The sequence below is a fragment of the Bradyrhizobium sp. RT6a genome, from assembly GCF_040547675.1.
GTDB lineage: Bacteria > Pseudomonadota > Alphaproteobacteria > Rhizobiales > Xanthobacteraceae > Bradyrhizobium.
In genome coordinates this window covers 1,141,794-1,154,409 of the sequence record NZ_JBEPQC010000002.1, presented here as the reverse complement: position 1 = coordinate 1,154,409, position 12,616 = coordinate 1,141,794, and the positions used below count along the sequence as shown (strand labels likewise).

Below are 12,616 nucleotides of genomic sequence, written 5' to 3'. Positions count from 1 at the left end.
AGCGCCCTTTTGCATCTCATTGAAGCCGCTTTCGCGGCGAATGCGACCGAAGCGATTAACGCTTCGAGAACTGGAAGGACCGGCGGGCCTTGGCCTTGCCGTACTTCTTGCGCTCGACCACGCGGGAGTCGCGGGTGAGAAAGCCACCCTTCTTGAGCACGGTGCGCAGCTCCGGCTCGAAATAGGTCAGCGCCTTGGAGATGCCGTGACGGACGGCACCGGCCTGGCCGGACAGACCGCCGCCGGCGACGGTGCAGATCACGTCATACTGGCCGGACCGCGCGGCCACGGAGAACGGCTGTTCGATCATCATGCGCAGCACGGGACGGGCGAAATAGACCTCGACTTCGCGCGAGTTGACCGTGACCTTGCCGGCGCCCGGCTTGATCCAGACGCGGGCGACCGCGTCCTTGCGCTTGCCGGTGGCGTAGGCGCGGTTGAACTTGTCGACCTTCTTCTCGTGCTTGGGCGCGTCGGGCGCGGCCGCCGTCTTGAGCTGCGAGAGCTGGTCGAGCGACTGGATGGATTCGGCCATGTTATGCGGCCCTCGTGTTCTTGCGGTTCAACTTGGCGATGTCGATCTTCTCGGGCGTCTGAGCCTCGTGCGGATGATCGGCGCCGCCATAGACGCGGAGGTTGCCCATCTGGACGCGACCGAGCGGACCACGCGGGATCATGCGCTCGACGGCCTTCTCGAGCACGCGCTCGGGATGCTTGCCCTCGAGGATCTGGCGCGCGGTGCGCTCCTTGACGTGGCCGACGTAACCGGTGTGCTTGTAATAGGTCTTCTGCTCGCGCTTGCGGCCGGTGAGAACCGCATACTGCGCGTTGATGATGATGATGTTGTCGCCGCAATCAACGTGCGGGGTGTAGGTCGGGAGGTGCTTGCCGCGCAGGCGCATGGCGACGATGGTGGCGAGACGGCCGACGACCAGACCCTTGGCGTCGATCAATACCCACTTCTTCGTCACCTCAGCCGGCTTTGCCGAAAAGGTTTTCATGTCAGAGTTTCCGTGGACGGGGAGCATCGGCGCGAACACCGCACCGGACTGGGCTGTTTTCTAGAGAACAGCGGCGCCGCGGTCAATGCCCAAAGGCGTAATTTACATGTTAAATATCAATGGTTTAGAATTATGGTATTGAGATACCCGCAAAAAGCTCAAACGTTTGGAATGGAATAGGTCGAGGTGACATGCGCAATCGGATCGGGCGAGGTACCGGACAACAGCTTCACCTCGCCGACTGCGAGGCGCTTGCCGAGCTTGAGCAGCCGCGCCTCCGCCAGCACGTCCTGCCCGGGTTGTCCCTTGCGCAGGAAGTTGATGTTGAGATTGGTGGTCACGGCGAGCCCGATCGGCCCGATCGCGGACAATAGCACTACGTACATCGCGAAATCGGCGAGCGCCATCAGGGTCGGGCCGGACACGGTTCCGCCCGGCCGCAGCATCTTTTCGCTATAGCGCTGACGCAAAAGGCAGGCCTGACCGTCCGCGCTCTCGATCGTGATGTCGTCGCCGCTGAAGGCCTGGGGAAACTCGTTGCGGAGGAACTGCTCGAGCTCCGCCACGCTCATTTTCGCTAACGCCATGCTACCCCTCACCCTCGCTTCACGTCCCCTGTTACATTAAGTTATCTGCGTCATCCAATCGCAATAATCCAACCGGAAACGCTTTGATGTCGGTCCAGGCCGCCCGCGCCCCCTCCCCGCAATCGCCAATCCTGCTGCGCGAGACCATAGGCCCCATCGCGGTCCTGACCCTCAACCGCCCGGCTGCCCGCAACAGCCTGTCGGAGACGATGATCGCAAGCCTGCATGCCGAGCTCAACGAAATCCGCGACGACAAGGCCGTCCGCGGTGTCGTGATCGCGGCCAACGGTCCCGCCTTCTCCGCCGGCCACGACATGAAGGAGCTGACCGCGCGCCGCACCGACCCGGATCGCGGCCGGGCCTTCTTCGCCGAGATGATGACCGCCTGCAGCGCGATGATGCAGGCGATCGTGCTCCTGCCCAAGCCCGTGGTCGCATCCGTCCAGGGCATCGCGACCGCCGCGGGCTGCCAACTCGTGGCAAGCTGCGATCTCGCGATCGCCTCGGAAGCAGCACACTTCGCCACTCCCGGCGTCGACATCGGTCTGTTCTGCTCGACGCCGATGGTGGCGCTCTCGCGCAACGTGCCGCGCAAGCAGGCGATGGAGATGCTGCTGACCGGCGAGCCGATCCCGGCCGCACGCGCCCGCGAGATCGGGCTCGTCAATCGTGTCGTCGCCGCCGGCACCGAGCGCGACGCCGCCATTGCGCTCGCCGAAAAGGTTGCGCTGAAATCCGCCTATACCGTCAAGCTCGGCAAGGAGGCGTTCTACCGCCAGGCCGAGATGAGCCTTGCAGACGCCTATCGCTATGCGGCAGAGGTGATGACCGAGAACATGATGGCGCGCGACGCCGAGGAAGGCATCGGCGCTTTCATCGAGAAGCGCACGCCGACCTGGCGGGACGAGTAATTCGTCATTGCGAGCAAAGCGAAGCAATCCAGAATCCCTCCTCGGAAACAGACTGGATTGCTTCGTCGCTTCGCTCCTCGCAATGACAGCAAGAAGATGAGCCCGAAAAGATGAGCCAATGAACCACGACGCCTATCCCGACAATTACATCCGGGGCATCCTCAACAACGTGAAAACGATCGCGATGGTCGGCGCCTCGCCCGTCAACGTGCGGCCGAGCTATTTCGCGTTCAAATATCTGGCCCAGCGCGGCTACGACATGATTCCGGTCAATCCCGGCCATGTCGGCAAGGAGCTGCTCGGAAAACCCTTCGTCGCCTCGCTGTCCGACATCGGCCGTCCCGTCGACATGATCGACATTTTCCGCAACTCCAGTCACATCATGCCGGTGGTCGAGGAAGCCCTCACGCTCGATCCGCTGCCGATGGTGATCTGGATGCAGTTGGGAGCGCGCGACGATGCGGCGGCGCTGAAGGCGGAATCGGTTGGTATCAAGGTGGTGATGAACCGCTGCCCCAAAATCGAATATGGCCGCCTGTCGTCGGAAATCTCCTGGATGGGCGTCAATTCGCGCACGCTGAGCTCCAAACGCGCCCCGGTGCCGACGCAGGGCATGCGCTTATCCCTCAACAGGATGAGTGTCGGCGGCGGCGACACCGCGGCATCGGACCGCGCCGCCAAGAACAAGAGCGAGCAAAGCTGACGCAGTTGCGAAGGTTTCATTTCGCGAACGCGACAATGCGTAGCACGATCGTTCTGATGTGAAGCCGCGCCTTGACGGCAGCCGCGGCGCCAATCAGCATGCCGCGCGATTTCAGACCACGAGAACAGGACGCCCTAAATGAGCGATCGCCTTCCGGGATTTTCGACCCTCGCCGTGCATGCCGGTGCACAGCCCGATCCCACCACCGGTGCGCGCGCGACTCCGATCTATCAAACGACGTCGTTCGTCTTCAACGACGCCGACCACGCCGCCTCTCTGTTCGGCCTGCAGGCGTTCGGCAACATCTATACCCGCATCGGAAATCCCACCAACGCCGTGCTGGAAGAGCGCGTCGCGGCCCTCGAAGGCGGTACGGCCGCGCTTGCGGTCGCCTCGGGCCATGCCGCGCAGGTCGTGGTGTTGCAGCAATTGCTCCAGCCCGGCGACGAGTTCATCGCGGCGCGAAAGCTCTACGGCGGCTCGATCAACCAGTTCACGCACGCATTCAAGAGCTTCGGCTGGAACGTGGTGTGGGCCGATCCCGACGACATCGCGAGCTTCGAACGCGCGGTCACGCCGCGCACGAAAGCGATCTTCATCGAGTCCATCGCCAATCCCGCCGGCAGCATCACCGACATCGAGGCGATCTCGACGGTGGCGCGCAAGGCGGGCGTACCGCTGATCGTCGACAACACGCTGGCCTCGCCCTATCTGATCCGCCCCATCGATCACGGCGCCGACATCGTCGTGCACTCGCTGACGAAGTTTCTCGGCGGCCACGGCAATTCGATCGGCGGCATCATCGTCGATGCCGGCACCTTCGACTGGTCGACCGGCGGCAAATATCCAATGCTCTCGGAGCCGCGGCCCGAATATCACGGCATCCGGCTCCAGGAGACGTTTGGCAATTTCGCCTTCGCGATCGCCTGCCGCGTGCTCGGCCTACGCGACCTCGGACCTGCGCTGTCGCCGTTCAACGCCTTCATGATCCTCACGGGCATCGAGACATTGCCGCTGCGCATGCAGAAGCACTGCGACAATGCGAAGGCGGTCGCCGAATTCCTCGCCGGCCATCCGGCGGTGGCCGCGGTGAACTATGCGGGCCTTGCAAGCGACAAGTACAACCAGCTCGCGCGCAAATACGCACCGAAGGGCGCCGGCGCCGTGTTCACCTTCAGCCTGAAAGGCGGCTACGATGCCGGCGTGAGCCTGGTGTCGAAGTTGCAGCTGTTCTCGCATCTGGCCAATGTCGGCGACACCCGCTCGCTGGTCATCCATCCGGCCTCGACCACGCACAGCCAGCTCGACGACGCCGCCAAGGTCAAGTCCGGCGCCGGACCCGACGTGGTGCGGCTCTCGATCGGCATCGAGGACAAGGAAGATTTGATCGCCGATCTGGAACAGGCGCTGGGCGCGTAGCATCACCGTCATTCCGGGGCGCGCGACAGCGCGAACCCGGAATCTCGACGTCGCATCATAAGCTCTAGATTCCGGGTTCGGTGCTTCGCACCGCCCCGGAATGACGGCAGCCGTTTTGGCGCCGCCAGTTAACTGTCATTAACCATATCTGCCGCATACATCGTCACTGGATCGCCCCTTTGATTCGGAGCCGACGATGCTGCGCTGGATGGTGCCTGCCCTTGCGGCGATGCTGACGGTCTCAGCTGCGATTGCTGCCGATTTGCCGGCCACGCCGAGGCGGCGTGCGGCCGCTCCGCCGCAGGAGCCGCCGCAGGTCTATGTCGAGACCGATCCGGACGCGCTGATCTCGCCGGCTTACGGCATCGGCAGCTACATCCGCAATTTGCCGGGTACGCCACTGCTGCCCGGCTCCCATACGCTGCCGGGCTATTACGGCCGCCCCTGGGACTACGATTACCAGGGCGCGTATTACGGCGGGAAGCAGGTCGATTATTTCTGGCGCCTACCCTACTCGTGCGGCATCTACGGCTATTGCTGAAGAGCAGATCCGATCAGCCGGCCTGACTGACGGGAACCGCGAGAGGTTGCGCTTCGGTTGAATGCCGTGGAGCGAGCCGCTCTGTCTGCATCACCGCAAGCGTCAGCACCACGATCGCGACCGCCTGATGCGCGAGCGCGAGATCAATCGGCACCTGGTTGAGCAGCGTGAGGATGCCGAGCACTCCTTGCAGGCTTACCGCGCCCAACAGCAAGAGCGCGCCGCTTGCCGCAGAACCCGCGCGTGAGCGCACCGCATCGAACGCGTGCAACGCCGCCAGCGCGAACAGCGCATAAGCCGTCATGCGGTGCTCGAACTGCACCGTCAGCACATTGTCGAACATGTTGCGCCACCACGGCGTCTCGAACCACAATCGCTCCCCTGAGGGAATGAACGCGCCGTCGATCTGCGGCCAGGTGTTGTAGGCGCGGCCGGCGCGCAAGCCCGCAACCAGCGCACCGAAATAGATCTGGATGAAGGTCACGACCAGGAGCAAGGCGCTCGTGAAGCGCAGCCGCGAGGGTGCTGCGATCGGCGGACGCTCGGCGAGCCGCCGCACCGTCCAGACGATGCCGGCGAAGATCACGAGCGCGAGCACAAGATGTGTCGCCAGCCGATATTGCGACACCTCGACGCGTTCAGACAGCCCCGAGGCTACCATCCACCAGCCGACCGCGCCCTGGAGCCCGCCGAGCCCGAACAACAGCCACAACCGCCGCTTCAACTCACCGGACAGGCCGCCGCGCCACAGGAAGAACAGGAACGGCAAAAGATAAGCGATGCCGATGAAACGGCCGAGCAGCCGGTGGCTCCATTCCCACCAGAAGATCTCCTTGAACTCGGACAGGCTCATGCCCGCGTTGAGCTCGCGATATTGCGGGATCGTCTTGTAGGCCTCGAAGGCCGCCGTCCACTGCGCTTCCGAGAGTGGCGGAACGCTGCCCGTGACCGGCTTCCATTCGACGATCGAGAGCCCCGATTCCGTCAGCCGCGTCGCGCCGCCGACCAGCACCATCAGCGCGATCAGCGCAGCCACTGCGATCAGCCACCAGCGCACGGCGCGATGCGGCTCGGACGGGGTGGAAATCGTCGTCATTCGAGGCAAAACCAGAGCTTGAACCGGACTGCGTGCCCCTTATAGTCCCCCGCTCCCGCAGCGCAAGTTACGCGAAAGCCGCGATATTCCGTCATGACGATCCGCACCCGCAAGTTCCTCGGCACCATCCTGCTCCTGGTGCTCGCCACCGTCTGGGCCCTGCTCGGCATGGCGCTGGCGCAGATGCCGTGGATCGCCGAGTCCGGCTGGCGGCAGGCAATCTATTACGTGGTGGTCGGCATGGGCTGGGTGCTGCCGGCGATGCCGATCGTGAGCTGGATGCAGCGGCCCGACCGGGCCAAATCGAGTTCGTAGCGCTTCCAGTTCGTAGCGCTGCTAGCTCGCGGCAGTGCCGGTCGGCTTCACCGGCGCAAAAGCAACCCCCGACACCAGCACCCGCATCATGCGCAGCGAGCGCACCCGGCCATCCCAGGGAATGCGCGGCAACGCGCGCAGATTGGTGCGTCCCTCCGCGTCCACCACGCCCGGGATCGTCGTCACCGCGCTGGCGAAGCCGGCCTCCTCCGCCATGATGACATGGCTGCGCCGGAACGAGGCGCGATCGCCGAACGGAAAGGCGAGATGCCGGATGTCGCGAGCGAAGGCCGCCTCCGCCACCGCCTTGCCCATCGTCATCTCGCGCAGCGCGGCCGCATCCTTCATGTTGGCGAGCACGGGATAGTTCACGGTCGCATTGCCGATCGTCACCAGCGGATCGGCCGCAAGCCTCGCCAGATCCTCCCAATTCATCGATGCTTCGCGTGAGAGCGCGGCAAGGTCGACCCGGTAGCGCGTGCAGAGGTCTGAGATCGCAGCCGACACATCGGCCGGCGGCAGCGAGCGCAGCCAGGCCTCGACGAACGAAAACAACGCCTGCTTCTCGGCGTTGCCAGTCACAGTGAAGCGCTGTTCCTTCTCGCCCATCATCAGGCTGACACGGCTCTCGCGCGCGATCACCTGTTCGAGTCCGAGCCACCACGCCTCTCCGACGCCATCGGGAAACGCCGTGGGCACATAGATCGTGAAGGGCACGGCGTGGCGCGCCAGCACCGGATAGGCAAACTCGATCAGATCCTTGCCGGCACCGTCGAAGGTGAGCGCCACGAAGCGGCGGTGTTCCGACAGCGTGACCGCGCGCCGGCAGACCTCGTCCATGCCGAGAAAATCATAGTTCCACCGCTTCAGCGCGCGAATGGCGCGATCGAGGAAATGCGGCGTGATCTCGTTCTCGCGCAACGGCTGAAACCCGCCGCGCCGCCGCGGCCGCACATGCGCAAAGCGCAGGATGGCGCCGGCGCCGCGACTGCGCAGCGCAGCCTGGCCTGTGAACCAGGTCAGCTCGAGGCGCAGCCGTTCCAGCCATCTGTCGTCGGATGCCAATATCCCACCTCGCGCCCGTCGGCGGCCGTTCGCCCCTATAGTCATTACCCTTTGTTGACATTTCTTTGCAAAGGTCGGCCACAGGCCGAATTACGCATATTTTTGATTTCTCGACAGGTTCGCGAATGACCATGGCTGCGGCGATGCAAAGCCGGACGGCAGAATTGCCAGCGCGGTCGAAAGCGGGCCGTATCGCGCATGTCGATATCGTGACCGATCTCGGCGCGGCCGAGGCCGTCTGGCGCGCCTTCGAGCAGCCTGGTCACCTCTTCACGCCCTATCAGCGATTTGATCTGCTCAGTCCCTGGCAGCGTCTGGTCGGCGAGCACGAACGTGCCCGCCCTTTCATCGTCGTTGCCCGCGACGCCGAGCATCAGCCGCTGCTGCTGCTGCCGCTCTCGCTGCGCCAGAACCATGGCGTGCGCACCGCGTGCTTCATGGGCGGCAAGCATACGACCTTCAACATGGGTCTGTGGAACGCCGAATTTGCAGCGCAGGTCGTCATCGGCGATCTCGACGCGCTGTTTGCGCCGCTCGGCGAACATGTCGACGTGCTCGCACTGACGCAGCAGCCGCTGCACTGGAACGACCAGCAGAACCCGTTCGCGCATCTGCCGCGCCAGAGCGCGATCAACGGCTGCCCGCTGCTCACGATGGAAGCGGGCGGCCCGCCGGCATCGCGGATCAGCAACTCCTTCCGTCGCCGCCTCAAGAGCAAGGAGAAGAAGCTGCAGGCGCTCGCCGGCTATCGCTATCATTTGGCGACCACCGACGCGGACATCACCCGCCTGCTCGACTGGTTCTTCCGCGTCAAGCCGGCGCGGATGGCCGAACAGAAGCTTCCCAACGTCTTCGCCGAGCCCGGCGTCGAGCAATTCGTCCGCAGCGCCTGCCTTGCGCCACGCGGTGACGGCCGCGTCATCGACATCCATGCGCTCGAATGCGACGACGAGGTGATCGCGATCTTCGCCGGCGTCGCCGACGGCCAGCGCTTCTCGATGATGTTCAACACCTACACGATGTCCGAGCACGCCCGCTACAGCCCCGGGCTGATCCTGATGCGCTACATCATCGACCGCTGCGCCGAGCGCGGCTACCGCTCGCTCGACCTCGGCATCGGCTCGGACGAGTACAAGCGGATGTTCTGCAAGGACGACCAGGACATCTTCGACAGCTTCGTTCCGCTGACGTCACGCGGAAAACTCGCCGCGATGGCGATGTCCTCGCTGAGCCACGGCAAGCGGCTGGTGAAACAGAACCAGATGCTGTTCGACCTGGCGCAGCGGCTGCGGCGAGCGTTCGGGTAATCCGCGTTTGCCTACGCCGCCACGACGCGCGGCGCGTCTCTCGCATCCGACGGCTGCACGGACCTTTTCAGCATCGTCACTTCGCTGAAGCCGACGGCGCTGAGCTGCTCGCACATCAGCGCGCGCGCATCCGGCGTCATCGAGGCGTCGGGCACCACGACAGCGCGGGCATTCGCCGTCAGGAGCTCGGCCGGAAGATCGGAGGCACTGCCGGCATCGAGCAACACGTGGTCGTAGGCGCGCAGCAGCGCGTCGATCGCGAGCGTCACGCGGGGCGACTGCAACAGGCTGCGATCGAAGCCGGGACGGCCGGCCATGACCAGATGCAGCCGCGAGAGCTTGTCCCGGGTGATAATCTGCGCGAACGACGCCTCGCCCTGCATCAGTTCGGCAAGACCGGGGGCCGAGGCATCGACGGACACGGCGGCCATGGTCGGCGAGGACGCGGCGAGATCGACCACGACCACCCGCGCGTCGCGCGCCAGGTGCCGGGCCAATGTCAGCGTCGACAGCGTGATGGCTTCGCCGCTCGCAGTGCCCAGTACCGTGACTTTCTTCGCCATGGTTCCGGCGGCGCGCAGGCTGTGGGCCAGATGCTCGATCTCCGCGAATTCGGAGACATCGGCGTCAGCCGTCATCTCCGGCTGCAGCGGCGCAGGTTCTGCCATGACCGGATCGACGACCGGATCGGCGAAGGGCTCGACGACCACCGGTTGGACGATTTGCTCCTGGCGAGCCGACGTCCGCGTCAGCGCTGGCGCGAACACCGCGACCGCACGGGGTGCAGTCTGGCGCAGCAACTCTCCGGTGACGACGACGCCGGACGAGAGCAGCAGTGTCGCGATCGTCGCGATCAGCACGATCGGCAGCTTCTTCGGATAGGCCGGCGTGTTCGAGACGATGGCGCGCGAGATGATGCGGCCATCGGTCGGCGCGGTGTCGATGGTCTCGCGGGTGTTGGCTTCACGGTACTTCGCGAGATAGGTTTCGAGCAGGTCGCGCTGGGCCTTGGCCTCACGCTCGAGGGCGCGGAGCTGCACGTCCTGGCCGTTGGTGGCCGTCGCCTGCTTCTTGAGCTGCTCGAGGCTCACCGACAATTCCTGGACGCGCCCGCTGGCGGCACGCGCATCGTTTTCGAGCGTGCGGGCAAGCTTGGCGGCCTCGTCGCGGATCTGGGTGTCGAGGTCGGCGAGCTGCGCCTTCAATTCCTTGATGCGCGGATGGTTGCCGAGCAACGTCGACGATTGCTCGGCCAGCTGCGCCCGCAACGCCACGCGCTGCTGCGAAGGCGTGCGCATCGATTCCGAGTTCAAAATTTCCGACGACTCGATCGGTTTGCCGCTCTGGATCATCTCGCGGATCAGGCGGGCTTTCGACTCCGCATCGGCCTTGAGCGCGCGTGCATTGTTGAGCTGGGTGTTGACCTCGCCCATCTGCTGGTTCGACAACGTCGTGTTGTTGGTGCCGACGAACAGGCTCGACTTGGAGCGGAAGTCCTCGGCCTTCGCTTCGGCCTCGGAGACGTTCCGTCGCAACTCGTCGATCCTGCCGGCATACCACTGGCTGGCGTTTCGGGCCTGATCCTGACGCGCATCCTGCTGGAGCACGAGATAGCCGTCGGCGATCGAATTGGCGACGCGCACGGCGAGATCGGGATCGGCAGACTGGAATTCGATCACGATCACGCGCGACTTGTCGACGGCGTAGGCCTGGAGGCGCTCGTAATAGGCGTCGAGCACGCGCTCTTCCGGCGTCATCGAGAACGGATCGCGGCCGATGCCGACCAGCGCCGCAAGCGACTTCAGCGGCGAAATGCCTTGCAGCACAGGGTCGAACTCGGGCCGCTCCGCAAGCTTGTTCTTCTTGATGATCTCGCGCGCGAGATCGCGCGACAGCACGAGCTGCACCTGGCTGGTGACGGCTTCGGCATCGAGCGCTTGCCGCTCCTCGGCGCGGTCGCTGTTGGGGCGCAGAAACACGTTCTCGCGGCCGTCGATCAGGATGCGGGATTCAGACTTGTAGCGCGGCGTGATGAGATTGACGATCGCGACGGATGCGACGAGCGCCAGCACCGTCGGCACGATGATCCAGCCGCGCTTGCGCGCCAATGCCGCGCCGAGCGCGTGCAGGTCGATGTCGCCGGATTCGATTGGCGCGGGCCGCGGAGCAACCGGCGCAGGCTTTGCTTCAAACCGGGGCTCGAGTTCGGCCCGCTTGGCTGCGGCCTTCGAGACAGCCCGCTCGACCACCGCCTTGTCCTTGCCGGCACGCCAGAACGCTAAACGCATCGAACACTCCCGCAGGCGCAACGCCACGAACCTACCTCAACCGGGGCGATTACACTCCATTAAGGTTGCCGCTGGGTTAATCGCGGCGTGCAGCAGCTCGCGCGTGCACCTCCGTCACCGTTTGTTAACCACGAGGGCTCTTAATCCGTCTCGATATTTCGTGAGATTGTTCGAGCATTCGCCGTCGAGCGCTGGTTTTGATCATGCCCCCCTCTCCCGACCAGCCGCTTCGCATCCTGCACGCCGTACGCGCTCCGGTCGGTGGAATCTTCCGCCACATCCTCGACGTCGCCAACGGCCAGGTCGATCGTGGCCATCATGTCGGCATCCTCGCCGACAGTCTCACCGGCGGTGAACGCGCCGACAAGGCCCTTGCCGAACTCGCACCGCGGCTGAAACTCGGCGTGCACCGGATGGCGATCCGCCGCGAACCGTCGCCCGACGATGTCCTGGTCTGGTTCCGCTTGCGGCGCCTGATCGCCACGCTCAAGCCCGACGTCATGCATGGCCACGGCGCCAAGGCCGGCGCCTTCATCCGCATGCGGCGACGATCCGACGACACCATCCGCATCTACACCCCGCATGGCGGCTCGTTGCATTATCCCCTCAACACCCTCAAGGGCGAGTTTTACGCGCGGCTCGAGCGTACGCTGATGGACGCGACCGATCTGTTTCTGTTCGAAAGCGCGTTTGCCCGCGACACCTATCAGCGCATCGTCGGGAAGCCGAAGGGCGTGGTGCATTGCGTCTTCAACGGCGTGACGCCGGAGGAATTCGAACCTGTCGTCATCGCCGACGACGCTACCGACCTCGCCTATGTCGGTGAGTTCAGGCACATCAAGGGCGCCGATCTGCTGGTCGAAGCGGTGGCGCGCCTGCACGAGGGCGGCAAGAAGGTCACGCTGACGCTCGGCGGCGACGGCGAGGAGACCGCGGCGCTGAAAGCGCAGGTCGAGAGGCTCGGCCTCTCCGGTGCCATCCGCTTCATCGGTCACGTCAAGGCACGCTACGGCTTCTCCAAGGGGCGGCTGCTGGTCGTTCCCTCGCGTGGCGATTCCATGCCCTATGTCGTGATCGAGGCCGGTGCCGCCGGCATTCCGATGATTGCGTCCAAGATCGGTGGCATTCCCGAGATTTTCGGCGCGGAGAACCCGGCGCTGTTTGCGCCGAGCAACGCGGAAGCCATGGCGGAGGCGATTGCGGCCGCGCTGGACAATCCGCTGGGAACAGCGCAGCGCGCCTCGTCCCTTCGCGAGCGCATCTCCGCGCATTTCTCCCAGCAGGCGATGGTCGACGGAGTGCTCGCGGGCTATCGCGACGCATTTGCCAATCATTAACCATCCTTAAGGCCGCTTTAGAGAATCTTCCGATTTGTCCGATAAT

Annotated in this window: 13 protein-coding genes; 7 read left to right on the top strand and 6 right to left on the bottom strand. The window is 64.6% G+C overall.

The features are described from left to right. Positions 1–55: 55 nt before the first annotated feature. From rpsI to ABIC03_RS15460, 3 genes are all read right to left on the bottom strand, one after another. The gene (gene rpsI / locus ABIC03_RS15470; RefSeq protein WP_007611021.1) at positions 56–535 is read right to left on the bottom strand and encodes a 30S ribosomal protein S9; all 480 of its coding nucleotides are present in this window, start codon (positions 533–535) and stop codon (positions 56–58) included. A gap of 1 nt (position 536) precedes the next feature. Next, positions 537–1,001 (bottom strand): 50S ribosomal protein L13, encoded by a 465-nt coding sequence (gene rplM, locus ABIC03_RS15465; RefSeq protein ID WP_007611024.1) that lies wholly within the window; start codon positions 999–1,001, stop codon positions 537–539. A gap of 158 nt (positions 1,002–1,159) precedes the next feature. Next, on the bottom strand, positions 1,160–1,588 hold the full coding sequence (locus tag ABIC03_RS15460) for a PaaI family thioesterase (protein WP_007603483.1): 429 nt from the start codon (positions 1,586–1,588) through the stop codon (positions 1,160–1,162). 86 nt (positions 1,589–1,674) lie between these two features. Between ABIC03_RS15460 and ABIC03_RS15455 the strand changes: the two genes are divergently transcribed. The 4 genes from ABIC03_RS15455 (at position 1,675) to ABIC03_RS15440 (ending at position 5,162) form a co-directional block, all read left to right on the top strand. After that, complete coding sequence (locus tag ABIC03_RS15455) at positions 1,675–2,499, top strand: enoyl-CoA hydratase (protein WP_354058932.1); 825 nt, start codon at positions 1,675–1,677, stop codon at positions 2,497–2,499. Positions 2,500–2,617: 118 nt separating this feature from the next. Next, entirely contained in the window at positions 2,618–3,202 is a 585-nt protein-coding gene (locus ABIC03_RS15450) for a CoA-binding protein (RefSeq protein WP_275171347.1), read from the top strand. A gap of 138 nt (positions 3,203–3,340) precedes the next feature. Further along, positions 3,341–4,621 (top strand): O-acetylhomoserine aminocarboxypropyltransferase, encoded by a 1,281-nt coding sequence (locus ABIC03_RS15445; protein WP_027567230.1) that lies wholly within the window; start codon positions 3,341–3,343, stop codon positions 4,619–4,621. A gap of 196 nt (positions 4,622–4,817) precedes the next feature. Continuing rightward, entirely contained in the window at positions 4,818–5,162 is a 345-nt protein-coding gene (locus ABIC03_RS15440; RefSeq protein ID WP_247289433.1) for a hypothetical protein, read from the top strand. Between the two features lie 13 nt (positions 5,163–5,175). Here ABIC03_RS15440 and ABIC03_RS15435 read toward each other — a convergent pair whose 3' ends face one another. After that, positions 5,176–6,258 (bottom strand): COX15/CtaA family protein, encoded by a 1,083-nt coding sequence (locus tag ABIC03_RS15435; RefSeq protein WP_354058931.1) that lies wholly within the window; start codon positions 6,256–6,258, stop codon positions 5,176–5,178. A 93-nt stretch (positions 6,259–6,351) separates the two neighbouring features. Between ABIC03_RS15435 and ABIC03_RS15430 the strand changes: the two genes are divergently transcribed. Next, complete coding sequence (locus ABIC03_RS15430; RefSeq protein WP_007603477.1) at positions 6,352–6,573, top strand: DUF2842 domain-containing protein; 222 nt, start codon at positions 6,352–6,354, stop codon at positions 6,571–6,573. A 21-nt stretch (positions 6,574–6,594) separates the two neighbouring features. Here ABIC03_RS15430 and ABIC03_RS15425 read toward each other — a convergent pair whose 3' ends face one another. Next, positions 6,595–7,638 (bottom strand): polysaccharide deacetylase family protein, encoded by a 1,044-nt coding sequence (locus ABIC03_RS15425; RefSeq protein ID WP_354058930.1) that lies wholly within the window; start codon positions 7,636–7,638, stop codon positions 6,595–6,597. Positions 7,639–7,763: 125 nt separating this feature from the next. On the opposite strand from ABIC03_RS15425, the gene ABIC03_RS15420 reads away from it, so the two are divergent. Beyond that, on the top strand, positions 7,764–8,945 hold the full coding sequence (locus tag ABIC03_RS15420) for a GNAT family N-acetyltransferase (RefSeq protein WP_354058929.1): 1,182 nt from the start codon (positions 7,764–7,766) through the stop codon (positions 8,943–8,945). Between the two features lie 11 nt (positions 8,946–8,956). Here the strand turns inward: ABIC03_RS15420 and ABIC03_RS15415 are convergent, their stop codons facing one another. Next, on the bottom strand, positions 8,957–11,233 hold the full coding sequence (locus tag ABIC03_RS15415) for a GumC family protein (RefSeq protein WP_354058928.1): 2,277 nt from the start codon (positions 11,231–11,233) through the stop codon (positions 8,957–8,959). 203 nt (positions 11,234–11,436) lie between these two features. Here ABIC03_RS15415 and ABIC03_RS15410 point away from each other — a divergent pair, with 203 nt between their 5' ends. After that, positions 11,437–12,570, top strand: coding sequence for a glycosyltransferase family 4 protein (locus ABIC03_RS15410; protein ID WP_354058927.1), 1,134 nt, complete (start codon positions 11,437–11,439; stop codon positions 12,568–12,570). Positions 12,571–12,616 lie beyond the last annotated feature (46 nt).

Excerpts from the sequence above, each read along its gene's own strand:
- rpsI (WP_007611021.1), bottom strand. The coding sequence starts at position 535 with ATGGCCGAATCCATCCAGTCGCTCGACCAGCTCTCGCAGCTCAAGACG.
- rplM (WP_007611024.1), bottom strand. The coding sequence starts at position 1,001 with ATGAAAACCTTTTCGGCAAAGCCGGCTGAGGTGACGAAGAAGTGGGTA.
- ABIC03_RS15460 (WP_007603483.1), bottom strand. The coding sequence starts at position 1,588 with ATGGCGTTAGCGAAAATGAGCGTGGCGGAGCTCGAGCAGTTCCTCCGC.
- ABIC03_RS15455 (WP_354058932.1), top strand. The coding sequence starts at position 1,675 with ATGTCGGTCCAGGCCGCCCGCGCCCCCTCCCCGCAATCGCCAATCCTG.
- ABIC03_RS15450 (WP_275171347.1), top strand. The coding sequence starts at position 2,618 with ATGAACCACGACGCCTATCCCGACAATTACATCCGGGGCATCCTCAAC.
- ABIC03_RS15445 (WP_027567230.1), top strand. The coding sequence starts at position 3,341 with ATGAGCGATCGCCTTCCGGGATTTTCGACCCTCGCCGTGCATGCCGGT.
- ABIC03_RS15440 (WP_247289433.1), top strand. The coding sequence starts at position 4,818 with ATGCTGCGCTGGATGGTGCCTGCCCTTGCGGCGATGCTGACGGTCTCA.
- ABIC03_RS15435 (WP_354058931.1), bottom strand. The coding sequence starts at position 6,258 with ATGACGACGATTTCCACCCCGTCCGAGCCGCATCGCGCCGTGCGCTGG.
- ABIC03_RS15430 (WP_007603477.1), top strand. The coding sequence starts at position 6,352 with ATGACGATCCGCACCCGCAAGTTCCTCGGCACCATCCTGCTCCTGGTG.
- ABIC03_RS15420 (WP_354058929.1), top strand. The coding sequence starts at position 7,764 with ATGACCATGGCTGCGGCGATGCAAAGCCGGACGGCAGAATTGCCAGCG.
- ABIC03_RS15415 (WP_354058928.1), bottom strand. The coding sequence starts at position 11,233 with ATGCGTTTAGCGTTCTGGCGTGCCGGCAAGGACAAGGCGGTGGTCGAG.
- ABIC03_RS15410 (WP_354058927.1), top strand. The coding sequence starts at position 11,437 with ATGCCCCCCTCTCCCGACCAGCCGCTTCGCATCCTGCACGCCGTACGC.